Annotated in this window: 25 protein-coding genes; 11 read left to right on the forward strand and 14 right to left on the reverse strand. The window is 38.8% G+C overall.

Features of this window, described 5'->3' with window-relative positions; translation table 11 throughout:
• Positions 1 to 8 precede the first annotated feature (8 nt).
• From era to rpoE, 8 genes are all read right to left on the reverse strand, one after another.
• Positions 9 to 941: a GTPase Era gene (gene era / locus I6F66_RS01070; protein ID WP_007581730.1), complete on the reverse strand. Its 933-nt coding sequence runs from the start codon at positions 939 to 941 to the stop codon at positions 9 to 11.
• Positions 931 to 1,608, reverse strand: coding sequence for a ribonuclease III (gene rnc, locus I6F66_RS01075; RefSeq protein WP_007581728.1), 678 nt, complete (start codon positions 1,606 to 1,608; stop codon positions 931 to 933). The genes era and rnc overlap by 11 nt, the downstream gene beginning before the upstream one ends.
• A gap of 2 nt (positions 1,609 to 1,610) precedes the next feature.
• Positions 1,611 to 2,546 (reverse strand): signal peptidase I, encoded by a 936-nt coding sequence (gene lepB, locus I6F66_RS01080; RefSeq protein ID WP_024589998.1) that lies wholly within the window; start codon positions 2,544 to 2,546, stop codon positions 1,611 to 1,613.
• A gap of 16 nt (positions 2,547 to 2,562) precedes the next feature.
• The gene (lepA, locus tag I6F66_RS01085; protein WP_165739863.1) at positions 2,563 to 4,350 is read right to left on the reverse strand and encodes a translation elongation factor 4; all 1,788 of its coding nucleotides are present in this window, start codon (positions 4,348 to 4,350) and stop codon (positions 2,563 to 2,565) included.
• Between the two features lie 275 nt (positions 4,351 to 4,625).
• Positions 4,626 to 5,075, reverse strand: a complete 450-nt coding sequence (locus I6F66_RS01090) for a SoxR reducing system RseC family protein (protein WP_165739861.1) — start codon at positions 5,073 to 5,075, stop codon at positions 4,626 to 4,628.
• A gap of 19 nt (positions 5,076 to 5,094) precedes the next feature.
• Complete coding sequence (locus I6F66_RS01095; protein WP_007581719.1) at positions 5,095 to 6,045, reverse strand: MucB/RseB C-terminal domain-containing protein; 951 nt, start codon at positions 6,043 to 6,045, stop codon at positions 5,095 to 5,097.
• Positions 6,046 to 6,049: 4 nt separating this feature from the next.
• Complete coding sequence (locus tag I6F66_RS01100; RefSeq protein ID WP_197208506.1) at positions 6,050 to 6,667, reverse strand: sigma-E factor negative regulatory protein; 618 nt, start codon at positions 6,665 to 6,667, stop codon at positions 6,050 to 6,052.
• A 1-nt stretch (position 6,668) separates the two neighbouring features.
• Positions 6,669 to 7,250: an RNA polymerase sigma factor RpoE gene (rpoE, locus tag I6F66_RS01105; RefSeq protein ID WP_002958721.1), complete on the reverse strand. Its 582-nt coding sequence runs from the start codon at positions 7,248 to 7,250 to the stop codon at positions 6,669 to 6,671.
• Positions 7,251 to 7,496: 246 nt separating this feature from the next.
• Between rpoE and nadB the strand changes: the two genes are divergently transcribed.
• A complete protein-coding gene (gene nadB, locus I6F66_RS01110) occupies positions 7,497 to 9,107 on the forward strand; it encodes an L-aspartate oxidase (protein WP_007581714.1) in 1,611 nt (536 codons plus the stop codon).
• Here the strand turns inward: nadB and I6F66_RS22490 are convergent.
• Both I6F66_RS22490 and I6F66_RS01115 read right to left on the reverse strand, forming a co-directional pair.
• Complete coding sequence (locus tag I6F66_RS22490; RefSeq protein ID WP_024609021.1) at positions 9,082 to 9,438, reverse strand: hypothetical protein; 357 nt, start codon at positions 9,436 to 9,438, stop codon at positions 9,082 to 9,084. The two genes, nadB and I6F66_RS22490, sit on opposite strands and share 26 nt — an antisense overlap.
• A gap of 55 nt (positions 9,439 to 9,493) precedes the next feature.
• Positions 9,494 to 9,745, reverse strand: a complete 252-nt coding sequence (locus I6F66_RS01115) for a succinate dehydrogenase assembly factor 2 (protein WP_007581709.1) — start codon at positions 9,743 to 9,745, stop codon at positions 9,494 to 9,496.
• A gap of 164 nt (positions 9,746 to 9,909) precedes the next feature.
• Between I6F66_RS01115 and I6F66_RS01120 the strand changes: the two genes are divergently transcribed.
• Both I6F66_RS01120 and I6F66_RS01125 read left to right on the forward strand, forming a co-directional pair.
• Positions 9,910 to 10,821, forward strand: coding sequence for a folate-binding protein YgfZ (locus I6F66_RS01120; RefSeq protein WP_165741703.1), 912 nt, complete (start codon positions 9,910 to 9,912; stop codon positions 10,819 to 10,821).
• 12 nt (positions 10,822 to 10,833) lie between these two features.
• Positions 10,834 to 11,319: a peptidylprolyl isomerase gene (locus I6F66_RS01125; protein ID WP_197140005.1), complete on the forward strand. Its 486-nt coding sequence runs from the start codon at positions 10,834 to 10,836 to the stop codon at positions 11,317 to 11,319.
• Positions 11,320 to 11,361: 42 nt separating this feature from the next.
• Here I6F66_RS01125 and I6F66_RS01130 read toward each other — a convergent pair whose 3' ends face one another.
• Genes I6F66_RS01130 through I6F66_RS01140 form a run of 3 tightly spaced genes read right to left on the reverse strand, consistent with a single transcriptional unit; the run spans position 11,362 to position 13,045 of the window.
• Positions 11,362 to 11,844: a hypothetical protein gene (locus tag I6F66_RS01130; RefSeq protein WP_008168001.1), complete on the reverse strand. Its 483-nt coding sequence runs from the start codon at positions 11,842 to 11,844 to the stop codon at positions 11,362 to 11,364.
• A gap of 25 nt (positions 11,845 to 11,869) precedes the next feature.
• Positions 11,870 to 12,682: a DUF481 domain-containing protein gene (locus tag I6F66_RS01135; RefSeq protein ID WP_007581700.1), complete on the reverse strand. Its 813-nt coding sequence runs from the start codon at positions 12,680 to 12,682 to the stop codon at positions 11,870 to 11,872.
• 42 nt (positions 12,683 to 12,724) lie between these two features.
• Entirely contained in the window at positions 12,725 to 13,045 is a 321-nt protein-coding gene (locus I6F66_RS01140; protein WP_007581697.1) for an HI1450 family dsDNA-mimic protein, read from the reverse strand.
• Between the two features lie 366 nt (positions 13,046 to 13,411).
• Between I6F66_RS01140 and I6F66_RS01145 the strand changes: the two genes are divergently transcribed.
• The 7 genes from I6F66_RS01145 (at position 13,412) to I6F66_RS01175 (ending at position 21,263) form a co-directional block, all read left to right on the forward strand.
• Positions 13,412 to 14,203: a crotonase/enoyl-CoA hydratase family protein gene (locus tag I6F66_RS01145; protein ID WP_165727562.1), complete on the forward strand. Its 792-nt coding sequence runs from the start codon at positions 13,412 to 13,414 to the stop codon at positions 14,201 to 14,203.
• A 71-nt stretch (positions 14,204 to 14,274) separates the two neighbouring features.
• Positions 14,275 to 14,628 carry a CidA/LrgA family protein gene (locus I6F66_RS01150; protein WP_166420189.1) on the forward strand — a complete coding sequence of 118 codons (354 nt, stop codon included), beginning with the start codon at positions 14,275 to 14,277 and terminating at the stop codon, positions 14,626 to 14,628.
• Positions 14,621 to 15,364, forward strand: coding sequence for an LrgB family protein (locus tag I6F66_RS01155; RefSeq protein WP_166420188.1), 744 nt, complete (start codon positions 14,621 to 14,623; stop codon positions 15,362 to 15,364). Before I6F66_RS01150 ends, I6F66_RS01155 begins: the two co-directional genes overlap by 8 nt.
• Before the next feature lie 38 nt (positions 15,365 to 15,402).
• Positions 15,403 to 16,233 (forward strand): mechanosensitive ion channel family protein, encoded by an 831-nt coding sequence (locus I6F66_RS01160; protein ID WP_197208507.1) that lies wholly within the window; start codon positions 15,403 to 15,405, stop codon positions 16,231 to 16,233.
• A 168-nt stretch (positions 16,234 to 16,401) separates the two neighbouring features.
• Positions 16,402 to 19,656, forward strand: a complete 3,255-nt coding sequence (locus I6F66_RS01165; RefSeq protein ID WP_197208509.1) for a winged helix-turn-helix domain-containing protein — start codon at positions 16,402 to 16,404, stop codon at positions 19,654 to 19,656.
• A gap of 22 nt (positions 19,657 to 19,678) precedes the next feature.
• A complete protein-coding gene (locus I6F66_RS01170) occupies positions 19,679 to 20,068 on the forward strand; it encodes a DP-EP family protein (protein WP_166377285.1) in 390 nt (129 codons plus the stop codon).
• A 205-nt stretch (positions 20,069 to 20,273) separates the two neighbouring features.
• Complete coding sequence (locus I6F66_RS01175; RefSeq protein ID WP_165740718.1) at positions 20,274 to 21,263, forward strand: sensor domain-containing diguanylate cyclase; 990 nt, start codon at positions 20,274 to 20,276, stop codon at positions 21,261 to 21,263.
• A gap of 78 nt (positions 21,264 to 21,341) precedes the next feature.
• Here I6F66_RS01175 and I6F66_RS01180 read toward each other — a convergent pair whose 3' ends face one another.
• On the reverse strand, positions 21,342 to 21,824 hold the full coding sequence (locus I6F66_RS01180; RefSeq protein WP_024590009.1) for a winged helix-turn-helix transcriptional regulator: 483 nt from the start codon (positions 21,822 to 21,824) through the stop codon (positions 21,342 to 21,344).
• Positions 21,825 to 21,993: 169 nt separating this feature from the next.
• Between I6F66_RS01180 and putA the strand changes: the two genes are divergently transcribed.
• Complete coding sequence (gene putA / locus I6F66_RS01185; protein ID WP_010553201.1) at positions 21,994 to 25,797, forward strand: bifunctional proline dehydrogenase/L-glutamate gamma-semialdehyde dehydrogenase PutA; 3,804 nt, start codon at positions 21,994 to 21,996, stop codon at positions 25,795 to 25,797.
• Positions 25,798 to 25,886: the final 89 nt, after the last annotated feature.

Genomic DNA, 25,886 nt, shown 5'->3' on the forward strand with positions numbered 1-25,886 from the left:
TGCTTGGTTTAGTCTTCACTGTAACCTAAGCTTCTTAGTGCACGTTCATCATCAGCCCAACCCGACTTAACTTTAACCCAAAGCTCTAAAAATACTTTGTTATCAAGCATTTCTTCTATGTCTTTACGGGCTTCACGGCCAATGGTTTTTAGCTTTTCGCCTTTATTACCAATAACCATGCGTTTTTGTGTTTCGCGCTCAACAAGAATCAACCCATTGATGTGCCAAATACCGTTGTCTTGCCATTTAAACTGCTCAATTTCAACAGTCACAGAATACGGTAGTTCTTCACCCATAAAACGCATTAGCTTTTCACGAATAACTTCAGCTGCCATAAAGCGCATCGAACGGTCAGTTACATAATCTTCAGGAAAGTAAAATTCGCAAGGAGGTAAGCGTTTAGTTACTTCTGCTTTGATTAAATCAACGTTTTTACCTTGCGTTGCTGATACTGGCATAATTCCAACAAAATCAAACTTGTCACTTAACCATTTCATATGAGGCAATACAAGATCACGGTCTTTAACTTGGTCAATTTTATTAATAACCAATAATACAGGCTTACCACTTTGCGATACTTTATTAAGTACCATATCGTCATCTGCATTCCAATGAGTGCCTTCAACGACAAAAATAATAAGCTCTACATCGCCGATAGAACTAGACGCTGCTCGATTCATTAGACGGTTAATAGCACGCTTTTCTTCAACGTGTAGACCCGGTGTATCTATGTATACCGCTTGGTGTTTATCTACGGTATGAATACCCATAATACGATGACGTGTAGTTTGTGGTTTACGTGAGGTAATACTCACTTTTTGCTCAATGATTTCATTAAGCAAAGTCGATTTACCTACGTTTGGTCGACCGACAATCGCCACCATTCCACAAAATGTATCTACATCACGTTCATGAGGCTGTATTAAGGTATCAAGGTTCATTTTTAAGTATCTTCAATGCTTTTTCGGCAGCTTTTTGTTCGGCCTTACGGCGCGAGCTACCAACAGAAATTATGCTATCCATTCCATCAACAATACATTCAACCGTGAATGTTTGATTGTGTGCTTGGCCTTGTGTATCAACTACTGTGTAGCCCGGTAACGATAATTTACGGGCTTGTAAATACTCTTGCAGCAGGGTTTTAGGATCTTTCTGGTTAAGCCCTGGTGAAATAGCATCCAAACGTGATTGGTACCACGCCAATATAAGATCGCCACAACTGTCGATACCTGAATCTAAAAATGCAGCGCCTATAATAGCTTCTACTGCATCAGCAAGCGTTGACTCGCGACGAAAACCGCCACTTTTAAGCTCGCCCGGCCCTAAGCGTAAATAATCGCCTAGACCAAATTCAAGACCAAACTCAGCAAGTGTTTGACCACGCACAAGTGTTGAACGCATGCGGCTTAAATCGCCTTCACGCGCTTTAGGAAATTTGGCATAAAGTGCATTGGCAATCACAAAGCTTAAAATCGAGTCGCCTAAAAATTCTAGTCGCTCATTATGTTGACCTTTGTGGCTGCGGTGCGTCATTGCTTGTTCAAGTAAACCTTGATCAGCGAATTCATAGCCAATTTTTTTATATAATTCTGTTACATTTTTTTTCATCGTTACTGAATATTACCTAGGCGTTCAAAGCGAACACCAGTTGGAACCCATCCTGGTAAAATATCATCAGGGCCATTCTCAAATTCAAAACTCATCCATATAAAGACAGCTTTACCCACCAAGTTTTCTTTTGGTACAAAGCCCCAAAAGCGACCATCTTGGCTGTTGTCGCGGTTATCACCCATCATAAAATAATGATCAGCAGGAACAGTCCATTCATCAGAAGGCGTGCCCGGTTGCTGATAGTAACGCCCTTTTCTTTCAGGCGCTTGTGGGTTGATTAATATATCATGCGTAACTGTTGTTAAATTTTCATTCACACGAGCTAGAGGCATTGGGCCTTGTTTAAATTCGTTATCATTAATTAGTTTAAAATCAATTTTATTGAATTCATTACATAAAAGCTCACCCTGTTGGGTTTCGCCTTCTTTACAGTTTGGCTGAATATATAAACGTTTATCACGATAAACAATTTTATCGCCAGGTAAACCAATCGTACGTTTAATATAGTCAACACTTTCATCTAAAGGGTATTTAAAAACAACAATATCACCACGTTCAGGCTCACCGACATCAACTAACTGAGTGCGCCAAACTGGGTCTTTTATTCCATATGAATACTTTTGTACTAAAATAAAGTCACCCACTAACAGTGTAGGCATCATTGAACCAGATGGAATTTGAAACGGTTCAAAAATAAATGATCTAAAAATAGTAATTGCTGCAATCATCGGGAAAATCGACTTTGCTGTTTCTGTTAGTACTGGTTCTGGTGCAATTAATGCCGCAGTTTCTTCATCTAACGGAGCTCCAGCAGACGTTTGCGCTATCGCTAAGCGCTCCTGTCTTTTAGGTGCATACATTAAGTGATCTATTAACCATATTAAGCCTGAGCCTAAGGTTAATAGCACCAATAAAACTGAAAAATAACCAGCCATTTATAATCCTTTGTTTTTATTTACCAACTTTTAAAATAGCTAAAAACGCTTCTTGAGGCACTTCAACATTACCTACTTGCTTCATACGTTTTTTACCATCTTTTTGCTTTTTAAGTAGCTTTTTCTTACGACTCACATCGCCACCGTAACACTTAGCAATTACGTTTTTACGTAACTGTTTTACCGTAGTACGTGCAATAACGTGTTGTCCAATAGCTGCTTGAATCGCAATATCAAACATTTGACGAGGAATAAGCTCTTTTAATGCATCAGCTAATTGGCGACCACGAGACTGAGCACCATCACGGTGAACAATAATCGCAAGTGCGTCAACACGCTCACTATTGATTAAAATATCAACACGCACCATATCTGATGTTTGAAAGTGTTTAAAGTTATAATCAAGCGATGCAAAACCACGGCTTGTTGATTTTAATTTATCAAAAAAGTCCATTACCACTTCAGCCATAGGTAGCTCATACGTAACAGCTACTTGCTTTCCGTGATAGGTCATTTTTGTTTGGCTACCGCGTTTTTCAATACACAAAGTAATAACATTACCTAAGTATTCTTGTGGTACCAAAATATTAGCTTCAACAATCGGCTCACGAATTTCTAAAATATCGTTTACTGCAGGTAAATCAGACGGGTTATCAATCTGGAATGTACCTTCTTTAGTAACTATCTCATAGATCACCGTAGGTGCCGTTGTAATTAAATCAATATCGTATTCACGCTCTAAACGCTCTTGAATGATTTCCATGTGCAGCATACCTAAAAAGCCACAGCGGAAACCAAAACCTAGTGCAGTTGAATTCTCTGGTTCAAAGAATAACGACGCATCGTTTAAGCTTAATTTGTTAAGTGCATCACGAAATGATTCATATTCATCAGATGCAATTGGGAACATACCCGCATAAACCTGAGGTTTTATTTTTTGAAAGCCTGGTAAGCGAAGCGGCGCCGCATTTTTTTGATGAGTAATAGTATCACCCACTGGCGCACCATGTATCTCTTTAATACCGGCAATAACAAACCCTACTTCACCGGTTCTTAAAATACCGGTGTTAGTTTGCTTAGGTGTAAACACACCCACTTGGTCAGCTGTATGTATATGCTCGTTCGACATTATTTTTATTTTGTCGCCCGTGCGTAATTCACCGTGCTTAATACGCACTAGTGATACAACGCCTTGGTACGGGTCAAACCAAGAATCAATAATAAGTGCTTGTAGAGGCCCATCTTTTTCGCCTACTGGCGGCGGAACATCCCTAACAATCATTTCAAGTACTTCGGCAATACCTACACCCGTTTTAGCGCTACATTGCACTGCATCAAGGGCATCAATACCAATAATTTCTTCAATTTCTTCTGCAACACGTAAGGGATCCGCTTGCGGTAAATCGATTTTATTAAGTACTGGAATTACTTCTAAATCCATTTCCATCGCGGTGTAACAGTTAGCTAATGTTTGTGCTTCAACGCCTTGGCCTGCATCAACAACGAGTAGTGCACCTTCACATGCAGCTAAAGAACGCGATACTTCATACGTAAAATCAACGTGTCCTGGAGTATCAATGAAATTAAGTTGATAAGTTTCGCCATCGTTCGCTTTATAATTCAACGTTACACTTTGCGCTTTAATGGTAATACCACGTTCGCGCTCAATATCCATTGAATCCAAAACTTGTTTTTGCATTTCACGGTCGGTTAAACCGCCACAAACTTGGATCAAACGATCTGAAAGGGTCGATTTACCATGATCAATATGGGCGATGATCGAAAAATTACGGATATGCTTCATAAACTGGATTCTATACTTCTATTTTAATGGACTAAATATGAATACCTAAGTGACTTGAAAATACTTGCTATAGGATGCCATAAGCTAAATTTGTATATAACAAACATCACGAATGCTTTTTAAGATGGGTTATAACCATTTTATTTATTGAATAACAACAAGTTATGTTTACTTAACTTAAATAATTCAGTCAGATAAAATAATTTAAAAAACCACGGTTCCCTGTATTTCCAAGTTACTTTGGTATAAAACGGCAATTTTACATTTAATTGGCGTCAATCACCATCTATTTGAGTTAAAGGGATACTAATTGGATGTATTTTTATAACTTTTATATCGTGCTTTAGCGATTTCACACGAGTTTTAGCTATAAAAAAGCCAGTAACACCACCTAAAGCTGCGGCTAAAATCTGCCAACCTTCGGGAGCCATAAATAATTGCGCCGCAATAAATGCAAAAACCAAGCTTAAAAGGAGCGGTAACATGTAAACAGCAAAAGCATGCCTAACTACATGACTATCATCAAGTGATAAGGTAACTTTTTGACCCACTTCGACCGGGGATTCAAATTTATAGGGGAAGGTTTTTTTTGCAGTGCCAAACAGCTTACCAAACACTTGTGAGCCGCAACGACCATTGCAGCCTTCACAAGCTTGTTTTTGTTGTGCTTCTAAATGAGCAATGTGGCCATCGAGGGCCACAACAGTGAGGGTTTGTTCAATCATAACAATCCTTACGAATCGTTTATAATGCGCGGGTAACTGACTCAGCAATCGCTTTTGCGGTCATACTCGGTACATTACCAACAACCGATACATCAAAATTACCGCCATTATGCACATATACTGTCGTTGCACCAGAGGTTAGTGCACCACTTAAACGCTTACCCGGTAATGGACGCTGAATAAATACCGAAATTTCAACAAAACCATCGGAGAACAAGTAATAGTCTGTTAATTCGTTATTTAAATCGAGCTTATGTCTGTCTGATTTTAGTAATTCAAAGCCATCCGGTAACCAACTAATCTGCCAGTTAGTCGCTGTACTGTCTTCGTTTATAAGTGCATCGTTTGGTAAAGGCGTTGGAAAGTTTCGATTGAGCACTTCAAGTAACATACCTGCTGGCTGCTCTGTCACACTAATATGGGTAAGCTGTAACTGTTCTAAGGCCTCACCTTCATGGTTAACGTACGCGGCTTTTAGTAACAACGACGATTCCATATCCAGCCAAATCCAATAATTATATTTATACTCGTCTTTAGATTCTATGCGAACTAGTTGAGCAGCACGCCCTGCAATACGACCTTTCCCGCCTAATACAAAATCATAGTGCGCGCTTAAGCGATCTATATCTTTAAAAAGCACTTCAGGGATTGGACCCGCTATTGAATCTGTTTTTAGGGAGTATGGTTCAGACTGAGGTTCAAAATAAGTAACTTGGTTGTCAATACGGACCATTTCAAGCCCAGCACCGTTAAGTAAACTTAAATGCTCAAGTTCTGTATCACCTTGTAAAGCATGCACCCATCGGTAGGGTTCCATTGTTTTACCTTTGACAACCACAAACGAAGCGTCAAAATTACGGGTGTGAACGGCATTAGCCATTTTTAGTAATAAATCTTTGGCAGGATTTGTGTCGTTGGCAAATGCATTAAAGCTTACTACCAACGACAGAACAAAAGTGATTACTTTCATTTAATTAGTTTTTTTCCTCAGACGCTTTGGTATTAGTTTGCGCTGTTTCTAAAGAATTCGCAACTCGTGCTTGGCGTTGATGCTCAAGAACTAATGCACCAATACGTTGTTGCTGTAATTCACGTAAACCTTGCTCTGCATTTTCAAGCGCAGGTTCAGATGAGTAACTTACTGGCGACGCCATACCTGTCAGCGGTGTGGTTTGTAGTAATGGAATTTCGCTTTGTTGCTCGTTGTTACTTTGAGGAAGCGTATTAACTCCCACAATAGCAAACATTGCCACACTGGCTGCAATTGCTAGTTGAGCAACTGGCTTGCGCCAATTAAAAGCCACTACTTTATTATCTTGTACCGTCTCAGTGATTGCTTGATGCTGTGTTTTTGACTGACTAAAGTCAGCATAAACAGGCTCGCTTTCAAGTGCTAATGCAACGCGATCGCTAATATCAATATGTATGTCGTTATTATTTTTTTGAGCACGCATCGCATCACCAATTAACGCATAACGGCCAAACGTAGTTACATCTTGCTCTGCAATTTTTGCATCAGTCAGATGTTGCTCGCCATCAAGTAATGCCGATAACGCTTCGTTATCTAACTTGTTAAGGTGTGCTTTTGTCATACTAAGACTCGCCTATTAATGGGTTTAATTTGTTATCTATTGCTTCACGGGCACGAAATATACGCGAACGCACAGTCCCGACCGGGCAATCCATTACCACTGCTATTTCTTCATAGCTCATCCCTTCGATTTCTCTAAGGGTGATTGCGGTTTTAAGATCTTCAGGCAAACTATCAATCGTATTAAAAATAACAGCGCGTACTTCTTCGCTTAAAAGTAGGTTTTCAGGAGATGCATTAGATCGCATTGAATCTGCACAATCATAAAACTCGGCATCTTCAGCGTCTATATCATTTGCTGGCGGCTTACGCCCCTGGGCTACTAAGTAATTTTTAGCACAATTAACGGCAATACGGTATAACCACGTGTAAAAGGCGCTGTCACCTCTAAAGTTTGGAAGTGCACGGTAAGCTTTAATAAAAGCCTCTTGTGCTACATCAGCAATATCGCCTTGGTTTGATACATAACGTGAGATCAAACCTGCAATTTTGTTTTGATACTTCTTTACTAATAGGTTGAAGGCGTTTTTATCTCCTTGCTGGACCCTTTTTACTAGCACTAAATCTAATTCCTGCTCGCTCATTCGAGCCGGTACTCCTATGTCTGATTTTTGCTTGTTATTCATATTGTCGTCATTGTTCACAAATACTCTGACCTCTTTATGAATAAAAAGTTCTGCTTAATATTATTTTTTTATAAAATAGATGATAAATAACGGCGCTAAGCCTTTAAAATCACTACGTAGTAGTATGACAAATATGGTACAACTACAGATATTAAAAACAAATATTGCTCTATATGAGCATTGTAACCGCAAAGTACCTCTGACATGAACCAAAATAAACATCACATTGCAGATGTCGCTATTATAGGTAGCGGCGCAGCAGGCTTATCACTTGCATTATCTCTAGCTAATTATTGTAACGTTACCGTGATCAGTAAAGGAGCGCTTACAGAAGGTTCTACTTTATATGCTCAAGGTGGTATAGCAGCTGTATTTGATAAACAAAACGACAGCATAGAATCTCATGTTGAAGATACACTCGATGCGGGCGGCGGTTTATGCGATAGAGACGCTGTTCATTATACTGCCAGCAATGCTCACGATTGCCTACAGTGGTTAATCGACCAAGGTGTTCCCTTTGATATGGAGTTTGATAGCAAAGGAAAAGAGCGTTTTCATTTAACACGTGAAGGCGGTCACAGCCATCGTCGTATTTTGCATGCAGCCGATGCTACTGGCAAAGCTGTGCAAACCACGCTTATTAGCCAAGTTAAAATTCATAAGAATATAACGCTCTTAGAGCAATACAATGCTATTGATTTAATTACAGATAAAAGCGCCGGAAAAACAGGCTCACACATTGAAGGTATGTATGTGTGGAACAAAAAAGCTAAAAAGGTAGAAACCATTTCAGCTAAATTTGTTGCTCTTGCCACTGGTGGCGCAAGCAAAGTGTATTTGTATACATCTAATCCAGATGTATCAAGTGGTGATGGCATTGCAATGGCATGGCGCGCAGGCTGTAAAGTTGCCAATATGGAATTTAATCAATTTCATCCAACGAGCCTTTATCATCCAGAGCTACAAAACTTTTTAATTACAGAAGCTATGCGCGGTGAAGGGGCTTATTTAAAACGACCTGATGGCACTCGTTTTATGAAAGATTTTGACAGTCGTGAAGAACTTGCTCCACGCGATATAGTGGCACGCGCAATCGATTTTGAAATGAAGCGTTTAGGTGCTAATTGTGTTTATTTAGATATTAGCCACAAAGATAAAGACTTTATTATTGAGCACTTTCCTACTATTTACGCAAAATGCCTAAGTGTAGGGCTTGATATAACAAAAGAAGCAATCCCAGTTGTACCTGCTGCGCATTACACTTGTGGTGGCGTAATGACCGACTTTAACGGTAAAACAGATCTCGATAACTTGTATGCTGTTGGCGAAGTCGCTTACACAGGCCTACATGGTGCAAACCGTATGGCAAGTAATTCATTATTGGAATGTATTGTATTTGCCCACGCTGCAGCTAAAGACATTTTAAGTAAAATTGAACATGCACCAGAGCCAATGGCTCTACCTCATTGGGATGAAAGCCGTGTTAGTAACTCTGATGAAGAAATTGTTATTACCCATAACTGGCATGAACTACGTTTATTTATGTGGGATTATGTAGGTATTGTACGCTCTACTAAACGCTTAGAACGTGCACTGCATAGGGTTGAGTTGCTGCAGCAAGAAATACATGATTATTATGCAAACTTTAGAGTAAGTAATAACTTGCTTGAGCTTCGTAACTTAGTACAAGTGTCAGAACTCATTATTAGAAGTGCAATGGAGCGAAAAGAAAGCAGAGGCCTACATTATACTATTGATTACCCTGAACAAAATGAAAATCCAACACCGACTATTTTGACTCCAAAACGCAATTAATCGCGCTTAAAGTAGCACGTTTTAGACGCGCATAGCTTTGTTCATTAACACCATTGGCTGAAATTATAAGCCAATGGTTGTTACTAAAACCTTTAATATGTAGCCATATATTATTGCCATAAAAACGGCTTTTTTTACTAATTTCACCCTGAATTTTTAAACCTTCACCCTCAAACCTAAATAGCTTGGGTTCTAGAATTATAACGCCATGGTTTGGATGAATTGCCAACACTTTTTGCCACACTAAAAAGCCAGCTAATATATTAATTATCAAACAAAAAAGCATAGCTAGTAGCGAATCTAAAAATAAACATAATATTAAAATGAGCATGCAAAAAAAGACCACAATAGGTTTGTGGTCAGCGTTATTATTAGTAACTGTAAACCTATACACGAACTCGGTCTAAGATCAGCGAAACCATACCGTTTAACTGCTCATCTTTACATTCTTGATGACCCATAAACCATGCAAATAAGTCAGGGTCTTCTTCTGTTAGCAAACGCTGAAAAATAGCCTGTTGCTCTGCGCTCAAAGAGTCGTATGCTTCTTCAACAAACGGCATAAACAAAACATCAAGCTCTAACATGCCACGACGGCAAGCCCAACGAATACGTGCTTTACTATGAATTTCAACCATTTTAAACCTCATACTTAATTGACTCGAGTTTAACAAACACAAGCCTATTTAGCAGCTATTAATCTCTCATTAAAGAATAAACCCGCACCAATAAGCGCTTGTCTGTACCATACGTAACAACTGCGTTATTATGTCACTTCATTTATATTGCAAAGAAGGTTTTTATGTCGAGCGTTTATGCATGTCCGTTATCTCATCAACTTATTAGCCTCTGCGGTGCTGATAAATTATCTTATTTACACGGGCAAATCACTCAAGATCTAAATAAATTAACCAGCAGTAATTATTTGTGGGCTGGCCATTGCAGCGCTAAAGGTAAACTTTGGGGCGTATTTAAATTATTTTCTTATCAAGACAGCTACTACCTTACAGGCAGCGAAAACGAAGTAGAAAAATCGTTAGCTGAGCTAAAAAAGTATGCCGTATTTGCAAAAGTTGACATTAGTGCATGTTCAAAGCGATTAATTGGTCTCATTGGTGATGATTTATCGGATGTACTCGCACAACTTGATATTAACTTTGAAGGTGATGCGAGCGCGTGTGACTTTGAAAGCGGTAAAGCACTAAAATTAGCTGATAACCGTGTTTTATTGATGGTCGATAGCCAGTTTAGTATGCCTGATGACGTATCTACACTTGATAACGAAGCTCCTTGGCAACAAGCATCTATGCTTGCAGGTGAACCTCAGTTAAGTGCAGATGCAATTGGCGAGTATGTTCCTCAAATGGTAAACCTACATGCTATTGGCGGTATAAGCTTTAAAAAAGGGTGTTATACCGGTCAAGAAACTGTGGCTCGCATGAAGTACCTAGGTAAAAATAAGCGTGCAATGTATATAGTTTCAGGTCAAAGCGAAGGGATACTTTCAGAGCCCGATTTAGAAACCCAATTAGGCGAAAATTGGCGCCGTGCGGGTAAACTTATTGCACAAAGCTTTAATGAACAAACAAATAAATTAACAGGCCTCGTTGTGTTGCCAAACGATACTGATGTAACTCAGGTACTTCGTGCAAAACACACACCTCAGGTGGAGCTAAGCATTCTGCCTCTACCCTACTCTCTTGAAGATGAATAAATAGGAATGACTATGATCGTTGCGGCAAACAAAGTGGTAAAAATGCATTATTCGGTAATGGATAATGATGGCAATAGCATTGATAATTCGTTCGGTGGTGAGCCACTACACTTTATCATTGGCACAGGCTACTTAATTTCAGGCCTAGAAAATGCTTTGCAAGGCAAACAACCAGGCGACACACTTAGCGTAAAAGTTGAACCTGATGATGGTTATGGCGAACGCCACGATAACCTAATGCAAGCTGTACCTAAGTCGATGTTTGAAGGTATGGAAATTGAAGTCGGCATGCAATTTCGTGCATCAACAGATGATGGTGACCAATCAGTAATGATCATCGATATCCAAGATGAAGAAGTGATTGTAGATGGCAATAACCCACTTGCAGGCATAACACTTAACTTTGATGTAGAGATACTAGAAGTACGTGATGCAACCGAAGAAGAACTCACTCATGGTCATGTACATGGTGAAGGTGGATGTGGTCACGACCACTAATACACTGTTAAACCAAGTAAAAAAGCGCCTAGGGCGCTTTTTTTATATCATATTGTTGCGCTTAACCGTTTCAGTTTTTGCCTTACTAGGCAGCGCGATTGATACATTCTTTTCTTTTAGAGCGGCGAGTAAACCTTTTTGATCGTTTGTGCCAACTCGATACAAAGTGCCATCTTTAAGCGTTAGCTGTATTGCACTAAAGCCAGATACTGTATACACCCAACCATCGTGAGTAATTCGCATACCAATACCGTGTCTGTAAGAGTTTTGAACTGCCTTAGCTTCTACTACTTCGCCAAGCTCAATGCTTTGCCCTGCAACGCCTGGGCCAAACGCCCAGCTAATTTTTTTATCATCTACTTTTACTGTTAGACCATGGAACAAAAAGCCCACCAGCACTAAAATCCCAGCAAATATCATTAAAGGTCCATCAGCGCCTAACAAGTTCCATGCAAGCGCTACAAAACCGCCTATCCACGCTAATACAAAAAAGATAAACACCGCATACTGTTTATGCTGATACATAATATTCTCTAAATTAAATAAATACTTAAAAGCTGTACACCAATGTAGCACTCAGCTCTGAGTCAAACTTGAGTTTATCATCTTCGGGTTTTGAATTATAACGATACATGTAGGTAAATTTGAGTGATACCGCACCAATCACTTGGCTTATTAGTGCGGTTTCCGATTTTAAGCGAGAATTAAGACCTGAGAGCGACTGCTCTATACTCACATCTTGATTAAAACGAGTACGCTTAGAAACCAAACGTTCCCACTGCATTGCAACACGTACTAAATAACCGGTTTTATTAATTTCATCTTCGCTCACATCCGAATCTTCATCCGCTACTGAACGGTATAAACCAGGTCCTATATCAATATCTACTTTGTTTTTAGAGCCTTGATATACACGTGCACCATAGCCTGTCGCCACCGTACTTTTAAAATCAAGTCCACTAAACTCATCTTCTTCGTAATCACCGTAAATAAAAAATGAGGAGTTTTTAACACCTACTTTATAGTTACCTTGCGCTGATACAAAAACACGATTAGCTGTAACATCAGTGCCACCGCTTTCATCGTTCTCATCACGCTTATAAAGAGAGTCTATTTTAAATTGGTTACGCCACTTTTCAAAGTCTTGGTATAAATTACCTTTGAGCTTAAAACTGGTCGAATTGGTGTTACCTTTACTTAGAATAAAGCCAAATTCAGTATCACCATAGAACATGTCACCTTTGTGTAACTCATGAATTTCTTCATCAGAGAGCTTGCCATATTCATGAAAATCTTCAAATGGATCAACGGCCCAACTTGGGCTGCTAATTATTAAAAAAATTAAAAATAAATACTTACGCACAATACTCTCTCTGCACACAATTATAAAAATAAGCAGTATTGCTTATTCAGTTTCTTTCCATAAAATATGACAAAACGGAGCATCTTTATCACGACTAATCAAAATTTTAGCAAACAAAACATCATCATTTTCAAATTCTAAACCAACCAACACCTGAATAAAGTGCTCTGGCTCTATTTCAAGGGCTACAAAGTCTTGCCACTGGTCATCTGGCTCGTCTTCTTCAATAAAGCCTAGGTCTTCTCTAAACTCATTAAAGTCTTCAACATCTTTTTCACTCAAGTTATTTGGCGCTAACTCTAAAAAAATATCATAAGCTTGGTGAGTAGCTTCTTCTACCGTATATAAACGTGGACCCGACATATGTGCTTACCTTAAGCTTTTAAGTTGCGCTATATTATCAAATCTCATCATCATTTTGATAAAAAAAAACGTAAAACACTGACTTTTTTGTAACCGAGTCATGCTTTATTCAGCATACAACTAAATCGACAAATAACAATTCACCTAAACTATTGAATATAAAGATTACTTTTATTATTTTAGTTAAAATAACAACGTAAAATATTTTTATTATCTTAGGTTCGAATTGTTTAGCTTTTTCTCATCTAAAACCAATCCTTTAAGACTACGGCTTTAGCAATAAATTCCATTTATTTAAAAAATACCGTCACTTTACTTAATTCCTATAACAACATAAGCTCAAGCAACAGGTCAGAGGAGTGTGTAATGATAAAACTAGAAAAACAAAATGGCATTGCAACCGTCACGCTTAGCAGAGCAAAAAAACAAAATGCATTAAGCTTTGAAATGTTTGTAGAGCTAAACAAAGCCATTAAAAATATAAAAAGAGATCGTAGTATTCGTGCTGTGGTAATAAAAGGTGATGGCGAGCATTTTTGTGCAGGCCTTGATATATCTGCAGTAATGGCTACACCAATGAACATAGTGAAATTATTGCTTAAATGGTTACCAGGCAATCAAAATTTAGCGCAAAAAGTAGTATTAGGCTGGCAGTCACTTAGTGTGCCCGTTATTGCACAAATTGATGGCAACTGTTTAGGGGGTGGTTTGCAAATAGCTTTGGGGGCAGATTACAGAGTTGTTCATATTGATGCCAAACTTGCCATTATGGAAGCGCGTTGGGGATTGTGCCCCGATATGGGCGCAAATGTAATGATGAGCGGTTTAGTTAAGCGCGACCAAGCACTTTGGCTTGCAAGCCACGCAAACCCAATCACTGCACAACAAGCAAATGAGCTAGGTTTGGTTACTAAACTTACCGATGATACTCAGCAAGCAACGCAAAACATGCTCGATACATTACTTGAGCGTTCACCCGATACGCTTGCTGCTATTAAACGTGTTACACAACTTAGCTATAAACCAAACCAACGAAAAATACTCGCTAAAGAAACCTTAAGCCAAATTCGCTTACTGCTAAACCCAAACACTAAAAAAGCAATTGCTAAAGCTAAAGGAAAAGCAGATATAACCTACGCAAATACAAAGCACTGGTAGACTATTGCACAATGCATAAAAGAGTTTGATTTGTTAAAGTTAAGCTCTTATCTTTTCTGTGAGCCACTTTGATGAAATATCTGCTCAGTAGCGCTATTATTTTACTATGTTTAGCCTGTGCTAAACTCATTATGCACTTTATTGGTGGAAGCTTTCCTGCACCGTTACTCGCTATGGTTATTTTATTAGTTTTACTCTTATCGGGTATTGTAAAAGAGCAACATGTAAAACCATGCGCCTCCCCTATTTTAAATATTATGCCTATATTTTTCATTCCTGCGGGTGTGGGATTTATTGAACACCTCGGCCTTATAAAGTCGCACTGGGCATTTTTAGCCTCAGTTATGGTGCTAGTCCCTATAACTACCTTGTTGCTTGTTAGCAGTGTAATTGCGTACTTTAAGGGAAGAGAAAATAATGACTAATTTTACTTTTTCCGCTATTTCAGAGCTACAGCCTAATTTATGGTGGCTAAGTATTCCTTTTATTATTGTATTGTTTTTAGCACTAAGGGCCGTAAACCAAAGTATAAAAAACAGCGTATTTAAATCGCTCACTAACCCCGTATTTTTAAGTATTAGTATTATCGCTTTATTACTAGTTAATCTAAATTTGCCTTATACGCAATTTGCCTCGCACAGCAAATTACTAAGCTGGTTATTAGAGCCCGCGATTGTGGCTTTAGCGCTTCCTTTATATCAGCAGTTTACACACGTACGAAAAAATCTATTACTCATAGTCGCAACATGTAGCTTAGGTATTGTTAACGCAACCGTTGTGGCATTTTTGCTAAGCATATTATTTAATGCGCCTGCGCAGCTAAGTGCATCTGTTGCCGCACTCAGTGTCACAACCCCAATATCTTTAATTGTTACTGACTCATTAGGGGGGATTAGCTCTCTTGCTGCGGCTTTAGTTATTTTTATTGGTTTACTAGGCGCTTTATTTGGTTTTATGCTTTTTAAACTTATTAATATTTTTAATCACGAATCTCAAGGTGTTGCAATGGGCACAGCTTGTCATGCAATTGGGACTGCTGCTGCTATTGCTGAACATCCAAAAGTAGGCGCTTACTCCTCAGTTGCAATGGCGCTAAGTGCTTTATTAACAGCAATTATAGTGCCGCTGTTATATCCATTTTTAGTCAACATTTTGCTATAGTTGGAAAAATACAACATAGCCCTAACATAGAGCGCTTTATGATCAGTTCTGAAATCGAACAGTTTGAAAAATATTACACCATGCTTACTGAGTATATGGTTACCTACAGTATGCAAATTGTTGGCGCTATTTTTATCGTCCTCATTGGTTTGTGGATAGCACAAAAGCTTGCCAAATTTGTAGCCGCGTTAATGACCCGTCATAACGTTGACATTACGCTTACTAGCTTTGTCAGTAGCGTGGTAAAAGTACTGCTAATTGTAATGGTTATAATTATTGCACTTGGCAAAATAGGTATCAGCGTTACGCCATTTGTAGCAGCCATTGGTGCTGCATCTTTAGGTGCTGGTTTAGCGCTGCAAGGAATGCTCTCTAACTATGGTGCGGGCCTTGCCATTATAGCCACTCGACCTTTTGTTGTTGGTGATACTATTGAAGTTAAAAATGTAAGCGGCCAAGTTAAAACAATTGAGCTTGGCTACACTATTTTAATCAATGAAGAAAAAGTAGAAATCACCATTCCAAATAAGCATATAGTAGGTGAAATACTTCATAACTCATTTAGTTACTCATTGGTCAAAGGTGAAATAGATATAGCCTATAGTGCTTGCTCTGATAATGCGATTAGCCTTATTGAAGACGTACTTAAAGCACACGAATTAGTCGCACAAAATCCGTTATCACAAGTGGGTATTGAACGCTTTGCCGATAGCGGTGTTACAATAAGCTACCGATATTGGGTGCCTACTACTAAAATTATTGAAACCAAACTGGCTATTAATGGCGGTGTTTATAAAGCAATTAATAACGCTGATATTGAAATCCCATTCCCTCAACGCGTAGTTACTATAAATAAAAGCGATATATAGTCATAAAATCCAGTGGGTAATTCAATATTGAATTACCCACATCAATAAACCTCTTTTACTGCGTAAAAACTCCTTATCTGTTTGTTATTTTATCTGTAATATAAAGACTTGGTTAAAAAAGTCGGCTAATCACTCGCTTTAATTACATAATAACAATAATGAGCAATTATGAATCGCAGCCCTTTTTATTTAGGTGATTGGCAAGTCAATCCCCAGTCAAATACTCTTCAGCGTGCAGAAAAAACTAAACAGTTAGAACCAAAAGCCATGGATGTGTTAGTTCATCTTTGCTTCCAAAAAGGCGAAATTGTTACTAGTGACGAGCTATTAGATCAATGCTGGAAAAATGTTGAGGTAGGCGATAACCCGCTGCATAAAACAATTACCCAGTTACGAAAAGCCCTCGGTGATAAAGCAAGTGAACCCACCTACATAGAAACTATTCGAAAGCGTGGTTACCGCGTTATTGCAAAACTTGAGTTTCCTCTAGCTGAAGACATAAAAACAACTGAAAACACATGGCAAGGTGGCTCACCTTTTTTAGGATTAAGCGCCTACAACCCAAGCGATACACACCTATTTTTTGGCCGCAATCAATCTATAGAAACGTTACTCAATAGAATATCGAGCCAAGTTAAATTTGGTCGTGCTTTTTGCTTAATACTCGGTCCAAGTGGCACGGGTAAGTCATCACTTGTTAATGCGGGTATATTGCCTAAATTACTTGATGAGCGAGGTTATAATGGCATTGGGGTGGTTTCCTACGCTCAGCTCGACTTTGCAGACGTCCATCAAAATAGGCTTTTTCTAGATTTAGCTTCCGCACTGCTTGATTGGGATATAAACAACCTACCTGTGTTTGAAGGATTAAGCGCGCAAACACTTGCAGAACAACTAGAGTTGGCAATAGATGACGTAATTAACGCCATACAAGCTGCACTAAGCAAAACCTCTACACAACTTAAAACACCGCAGTTATTTTTATTTATTGACCGCTTAGAAGTACTGCTTTCTTCTCCTTTATTTAGTAGCGAAACACGCAGCCATTTTTTATCGGTTATTGAGCGCTTAGCAACCTCTAAAACAGTGATTCTATTTAGTGCATGTCGTAACGACTTTTATCCTTTAGTGGTTGAACAACCCAGCCTAATGGCAGGTAAAGCTCATGGTGCGCATTACGATTTAACACCACCAAACAGGCACGAACTACAACAAATTATTCGCCTGCCAGCGTTAACCGCTAATTTAACATTTTCACTCGACCCGCAAACCCAAACGCCACTGGATGAAATTCTGTGCGCCGATACAGCTAATAACCCCGACGCACTGCCCATGCTGCAATACACACTGCAAGAACTGTATTTACAACGCAGTGATAGTAACGAGCTACTGCACAGTGTTTACACAAAACTCGGGGGTATTGAGGGAGCCATAGGCAAAAAAGCAGAAGATATATTTATTGACCTCAGCAACGAGCAACAACAGCAACTAAAAAGCGTGTTATCACAACTGATCACTTTAAATCCAGATGGTAAAACCATTACGAGCCGCGCTGCCCGCTGGCAAACATTAACGAACACAAGCCAAAAAGAGCTTGTGCAAGCCATGGTCGATAGCCGTTTATTTGTATCGCATTTACAAAATCAAGAAGCCTGTTTTAGCCTTGCTCACGAGGCATTATTACGTCAATGGCCGCGAGCAAAACAATGGATTAATGATCATAAAGATGCCTTAGCAATAAAAAGTCGCTTACAGCATCAAGCGCAAAATTGGGTAGATGAAGGTAAAAGTAGTGCTTACCTCCTAGCGCCAGGTAAACCTCTACAAGAAGCGCAGCTATTACTTAGCGACAAACTGTTTAAATTAGATGATAACGAGCACGCTCTTATCAAAAGCTCTGTAAAAAAAACAAAAGCAAAAATAAGAGTAAAACGAGTGACCGTTGCTTTATTGTGTTTGCTTACATTTACCGCGTTATTAATGAGCTTTACTAGTTTTAAGGCCCAGCAAAACGCACAAAAAAAGCAGCTTGAGGCAGAGAGCCTGCTTGGTTTTATGGTCGGTGATTTTGCCGATAAATTACGTAGCGTAAAGCGTATGGATTTACTTGATGGTATTAGTAATAAAGCACTTGAGTATTTTACTAATCAAACTGACGAATCAGGTTCACTTTTTAGCTTTAGCGATGATAAAGCACAATTTAACAACCGTTTTCAGTACGCACAAACTCTTGAGGCAATGGGGGAAGTGGCCTATTCGCGCGGTAAAACCATTGAGGCCTTCACCGCCTTTGAAAACGCCCGCACCCGCCTTGAGGCATTATTAAAAATCCAGCCCGATAATTTAGAGCTACTCACGCTTGCGGGTGCCAATGCCTTTTGGTTAGGGCAGCTTAGTTACGATAAAAGTGATTACGCCGCCACTGAGCCATTATTTAAAAAGTACCATTCATATAGCAAAACCATGTATTCGTTAGCACCGAATGATTTTAATTCCATTATGGAGTTGTCGTATTCACATAACTCATTGGGTTCTTTATACACAGAGAAATTTGACTATATAGCCGCGAAAAAAAGCTTTACAGAGTCACTTATACTTAAGAATAGGGCCATTGAACTAAAACCGAATAGTAAAAATTTATTACGTGATAAAGCAGATACAATCAGTTGGCTTGCAAAAACTGAAGGTAACTTAGGTAACTTTAATGTCGCAATGAATATGCTGGAAAATGCAGTTTCTGTGGTGAAAAAAATGACTAATCACTACCCTGATGACGCCAGTCTTTTTTATATGTCAGCAAATATACATATGCAACAAAGTTATTTACTAAGTTATTTACCTGATAAAAAAATGGCCTATTTAAAAGCTCGCTTTGCGAATGAAATTATAAATGAGGCTTTAAAGCAAGATCCGGAAAATAATGAATTTCAACATATGTATTATCGCTCATTAGCGCAATTGATAATGTTGTCTTATGACAAAAAGATTGATTCAAGGACAGAAAAAATTATTAGCTTCTTAAAATCACAAGGTCTTAATAGTATCAATTCTATCAATACACAAATTAGTCTAATTCACTATTTTATTGACAGAAACTTCCCCCTTAAAGCGCAAGAGTTATTAACGACCCTTGAGAATGATGGCGAATATAAACGGTACATAACCAATAAAATGAAAAATAGAGATAACTTAGCCCCCATAAATATAAACCTACTCAAAGCTAAATTAGCTGCGACCAGCGAACAACGAGAGCAATTTTGCTTAAATGTGCTTAAAGCTATTACTAAAACAGTAAAAATAAACCAAAGTATTCACGTAAAGTACCCGCAGGTACAAGCATATACCTGCTTAAACCGAGCAAACGAAATACCAACAATAACAGCAAGCCTGTTAAAACTAGGCATTACTGACTTTAAACTATAAAACTAAACACAAAGGAAATTACATGACGACCACTATAAACAAAGTCGACATTCAAGTGCATATTGAGTTTAACGATAAAAAAGAGGCTATTTTTAGCTACACAGAAAATGGCAAAGCCGTTGATGGCGGCGGTACAGTAAGAACCGAAACTGCAGGTACTTACACTTTAACTCCTGCTGCAGTTGGGCTAGGCTTTTTTTTCACAGGAGCTACAGTTACTGATAAAATAGGAACATGTGCCCAAGACTTCAGTTATGCACTTAGTGATAACCACCAAGCAATCACTATCACCGATACAGCAAAAAACTCAGGCACTGCGTGTTTAATATTTAACGTTGAATGTAATGATAAACCTTATTCAAGCCCTGACCCACAAGTTATAAATAAAAAAAAATTAATCAACAACGATTAATTATTGATTTTAAATTGCATGGGGCTGATTTATTCCTACGCAATTTATTTATAAACTAACTACCTTTTAGTTAAACACTGACACACTTCAATAAAAACAAGTAAAATCAAACAATTAAAAAAGAAGGTTACCGAAAGGTTTAAAAATATAAATTAAATAAACTACTAGACATAAAGTTTCATTAACAATAAAAATGAGCAACACCATGTCTAACAATAATGAAAATAGCAGAGCAAACAACGCCGACAATGCTGTATCTGCATTAATGAGCAGCATTTCTAACACCGTTAACAATGAAAAAATAAGCGCTATTATTAATGTCACGAATGTCATGGCCGATGCTATTTTTATTGTTAATGCAGATGGCGTGTTTGAATCAGTAAACCCCGTCGCAGCACGTTTTTTTAACGTGACGTCAGATTTATTAATAGGTAGAAAATGGCATGATTGCTTACAAGAGCAATATCGCGATGACTATGCTTACATGTTTGAAAGTTGGAAAAATAATTATCAAACACCACTCAATCATGGTCCCAAAGAAGTTAAAATAATAAAAAATAACGGCAACTGTTTAGATATAGAACTTTCAATTTCTTGTATGCCTGCATCAACCACAAACAATACACCTTTATTTATTTGTATTATGCATGACATTTCAAAGCATGTTAAAAAGTATAAAGTACTCGAGAACATAGCCAAAATAGATCACCTCACTGGCGTCGCTAATCGCTGCACCCTAGAGAAAACGATTATTAAAAATTGGCAAGAGTGCATCGTAAACAAACAACCTTTGAGTTTTATTTTAATCGATATTGATTTTTTCAAACTGTTTAATGATAGTTTTGGTCATGTTAAAGGTGATAAATGCTTACAAAAGGTAGCGCAAACTATTGAAGCATGCCTACCCTCCAAGGATAGCTTAGTAGCTCGCTATGGTGGTGAAGAGTTTGCTGTTGTATTACCCCGCTCACATATCTCAAATGCAGAAATGATCGCAAAACGTATTCAAGAAAAAATACTCAACATTAATTTTAGAGATATTGGGCTGCCACCAAATGTAAAAATTAGTGTAAGCCAAGGCATTGCGTGTGAATACGATAATCAGTACAGAACATCTGAAGCATTAATATGCGCGGCTGATACGGCGTTATACAGAGCGAAGTCGGAAGGTCGTAATAAATTATGTATAAGGTAATGTACGACCTATATTGATAGAATCTTTATGTACTGAAATAAAAACCGCACTTGGCGGTTTTTATTATTTAAGGGACGCCTAAATGTCGATTAACAACCCTTCGTCTTTTTTAATTTTTTCGATCACCATATAAGTATGATGAGTGCCCACACCAGGTATATCGACTAAGTCACCTAGCACTTGTCTGTACTCTTCCATATTAGAAACACGGATTTTTAATAAATAATCATAGCCGCCTGCCACCATGTCACATTCAACGACTTGTTGTATTCTTAGTATATGCTCTCTAAATACCTTAAATACTGCTGTATTTGAAGCAACAAGCGACACTTGAACATGTGCTACTAAGCTTTGATTAAGCTTTGCTTCGCTAAGCTTAGCGTAGTAGCCTTCGATATAGCCTTCTTGCTCTAATCGTTTTACACGATCAAGACACGGGCTTGCACTCAAATTAACCTGTTTTGCGAGGTTAACATTTGAAATTCTGCCGTTCTTTTGTAGAACGTCTAGTATGGCTAAATCAATACGATCTAGCATGCGTAATCTATTTGGAATTGTCATAACAGAATTTTATGCGGATAAGTTAAATTTATGCCCTGTAAATTATCGTAAAACGCGAAATTTAACCAGCATATTCTGCTGAAATTTAATTAGAATGCACTCACAATATCACTGGTAATTTATTGGTAATTAATTTTACTTTAATTCTTAACACTCCTGAGGGTTGCTTATGTTATTCAACGGCGATTTAACAACGATTTGTCCTATTAGACAAAGAATCCGTGACTTCTACCGCATAGATGAAAATGCGGTTATTGATCATATTTTACCGCTTGCAGAAGTAGGCGTAAAAGCACGAAGTCGTGCCTGGGAAAGAGCCCGCCAGATTGTTTTAAACATTCGTAAAGAGCAAGATGGGCAAGGCGGTGTTGATGCGCTTTTAAATGAATTTTCACTCTCTAGTGAAGAAGGCGTTGTATTAATGTGTTTGGCCGAAGCGCTGCTTCGCGTACCAGACAAAGCAACTCAAGATGTACTGATTCGTGACAAGTTAGCGAAAGGTGATTGGAGCTCTCATTTAGGCAGCAGCGATTCTTTATTCGTAAACGCGTCTTCTTGGGGGTTATTAGTTACCGGTAAAATGGTTAACTACACAGACAAAACGAAAGAACAACAGTTCGGCATGCTTAAAAAGACCATTGGTCGTTTAGGTGAGCCAGTTATTCGTAAGTCTGTAAATTTTGCTATGAAAATTATGGGTAAGCAATTCGTTATGGGTCGTACCATTGACGAAGCAATTGAACGTGCTGCCGATACAGAGCAAAAAGGTTATGTATATTCTTACGATATGCTAGGCGAAGGCGCGCGCACAATGAAAGATGCGAAGCGTTACTTTGACAGCTACATGAATGCTATACACTCGATTGGTAAAGCGGCAAATGGTCGTGGTCCAATTAAGAGCCCTGGTATTTCAGTTAAGCTTTCTGCTATTCATCCGCGCTATGAGTTCACTCATAAAGACCGTGTGATGGAAGAAATTGTACCAAAGTTAAAAGAGCTTGCGCTTGCTGCTAAGAAATACGATATCGGCTTTACCGTTGATGCTGAAGAAGCTGACCGTTTAGATATTTCATTAGATGTCATTGAAGCAGTATTTAGTGATGAAGATCTTGGTGATTGGCAAGGATTTGGCTTAGCGGTTCAAGCGTATCAAAAACGCGCTATTTTTGTAATTGAATGGCTAACAGACCTTGCAACCCGTGTTGGTCGTAAAATGATGGTACGTTTAGTTAAGGGCGCGTACTGGGATACTGAAATCAAAACCACACAACAAGATGGTTTAGAGCATTTCCCTGTATTTACTCGTAAAGCAACAACCGATGTTTCTTACAAAGCATGTGCAATTAAAATGCTTGAAGCGCGCGACGTACTTTATCCACAATTTGCAACGCACAACGCTTACACTGCCGCGACTATTTTAGAAGTAGCGAAAGGCGACAACACCGGTTTTGAATTTCAACGTTTGCACGGTATGGGTGAATCATTATTCGACCAAATCGTAAACGAGGAAAAAATCCAGTGCCGTGTATATGCCCCTGTTGGTCAACACGAAGACCTACTTGCTTACCTTGTTCGTCGTTTATTAGAAAATGGCGCTAACTCATCATTTGTAAACGCGATTGTAGATACAACAAAACCTGTTGAATCATTACTACCAGACCCTGTGGAAACATTGCAAGGCTTGCGTAACAAGTACAATACGCAAATCAAAATGCCAATTGATTTATACGGTGAAGAACGTGCTAACTCTAAAGGCATGGATTTAACCGATATTAACGTTATTACCCCTTTCAAAGAGAATCTTGAAACATGGTTTAACGAGCACCTAATTGAGCAAAGCCAAGTACCAGAGGGCTCATTGGCTGTTAAAAACCCAGCGAACCACAAAGAAATCATCGGCCACGTTAAGTTACAAACTGGCGAAGAGATGAAAGTATTACTGGCCAACGCTGAAGCCGCACTTGAATCATGGTCACAAACACCAGTAAAAGAGCGCGCTAATTTACTGCGTCGCGTTGCTGACATTTTAGAGCGTCATCATGATGAACTAGTCGCTATCTGTATTAAAGAAGCAGGTAAAGTAGCGCAAGATGGTATTGATGAAGTGCGTGAAGCGGTTGATTTTTGTCGTTACTACGCAGCGCGCGCTGAAGAGTTATCTAAAGATGAGCGTTTTGAAGCCCGTGGCGTTATTTTATGTATTAGCCCGTGGAACTTCCCGCTTGCTATATTTTTAGGTCAAGTTGCTGCTGCGATTGTTACAGGTAACACTGTAATTGCTAAGCCTGCTGAGCAAACAAGTTTAATCGCCCTTCGTGCCATTGAACTAATGCTATCTGTTGGTTTACCTGAGCACGTTGTTCAACCGGTTATCGCTCGCGGCTCTGAAGTAGGTAAAACAATTGTTCCTGATGAGCGCATTCAAGCGGTTATGTTTACAGGTTCTACTGAAACAGGCACATTAATTTCTCAAACACTTGCTGCACGTAACGATATTCAAGTACCGTTAATTGCAGAAACAGGTGGCCAAAACTGTATGATTGTTGACTCAACGGCGCTTCCTGAGCAAGTAGTTGACGATGTGATCAGTTCTGGTTTTCAAAGTGCTGGCCAACGTTGTTCTGCTCTTCGTGTTTTATTCATTCAAGATGACGTAGCTGATGGCATTATCGAAATGCTTAAAGGCGCTCTAGCTGAGTTACACATTGGCGATCCATCGTTACTATCAACTGATGTTGGCCCTGTAATTGATGAAAAAGCACTTAAAAACTTAAATGAACACGTTGAGTACTTAAAAGGTAATTCTATACTTCATTACGAATGTAAAATTCCTGATAATACTCAAAATGGCGCATACTTTTTTGCTCCTCGTTTATACGAAATTAAAGACTTATCAGTACTTAAACGTGAAGTATTTGGCCCATGTGTTCATATTGTTCGCTTTAAATCGAATGAACTTGATGATGTGATGGATCAAATAAATAACACGGGCTATGGTCTGACAATGGGTGTTCACTCACGTATTGAAGAGCGCTGTGAGTACCTTGCTAAAATGTCACGTGCGGGTAATGTTTACATTAACCGAAACATGATTGGTGCCATTGTTGGTGTGCAACCGTTTGGTGGCCGTGGTTTATCAGGTACTGGCCCTAAAGCCGGTGGCCCTAACTACCTACAACGTTTAGTAAAAGAAAAAGCATCACCAGATAACGTACAAATGACTAACCTAACGCCTGACGAACTTGATTTACACCACTACAGCGGTGCGAATGAACAAGTTAAAAAGCTAATGGCTAACTCAATGCGCGATGAAAAAATCTGGCGTGCAACACCACTAAACGACCGTGTTTCGGCTGTACGTCAGTTGCTTGCTAAAATCGCGACGGTAGAAATTATCGACGATTTAGCAGACGACTTAGCATTAACATTATCAGAAGCACGTGCACAGCTTAACCGCCTTGAAAAGCACATGCGTAAGTTTACTACCCTGCCTGGGCCAACGGGTGAGTCTAATACACTTCATCTAGAAGCACGTGGTTGTGTAGTGTGTTATGCAGATAAGAGCACATCATTTAACTTCTGGGCATTGTCTATCATCACTGCTATTGCCGCAGGTAATACGGTAATTACTGTAGCGTCTGAGCTGTTTTATGATGAAGCAGTTGCCTTTAAAGATAAATTTATCTCTACAGGTGTTGCAGAAGGTGTTTTCCAAGTAGCTAAACCTAACCAGTTACAAGCTATTTTGGCGCACCCTCATTTAGCCGGTGCGGTAGTTGCTGCTCGCTCGTCTCGCTTGGGCTACTTTAGCCAACAGCTTGCACAGCGTAAAGGTGCTATTTTACCAGTAATTAGCTCTGAGTATTACGATACATTAATCAAACGTCTTATTACTGAAAAAACAATCAGTATTGATACAACAGCATCAGGTGGTAACACATCACTAATGACGCTTGTTGAAGATGATGAATAATTAAGCTAATGCTTTTTAACTAAAAAATAAAAAAGGCACTGAAAAGTGCCTTTTTTATTAGGTAGTAACGTATATATTTGTTAGCTTAA

The organism is Pseudoalteromonas sp. NZS100_1, from assembly GCF_015864285.1.
Lineage (GTDB): Bacteria > Pseudomonadota > Gammaproteobacteria > Enterobacterales > Alteromonadaceae > Pseudoalteromonas > Pseudoalteromonas arctica.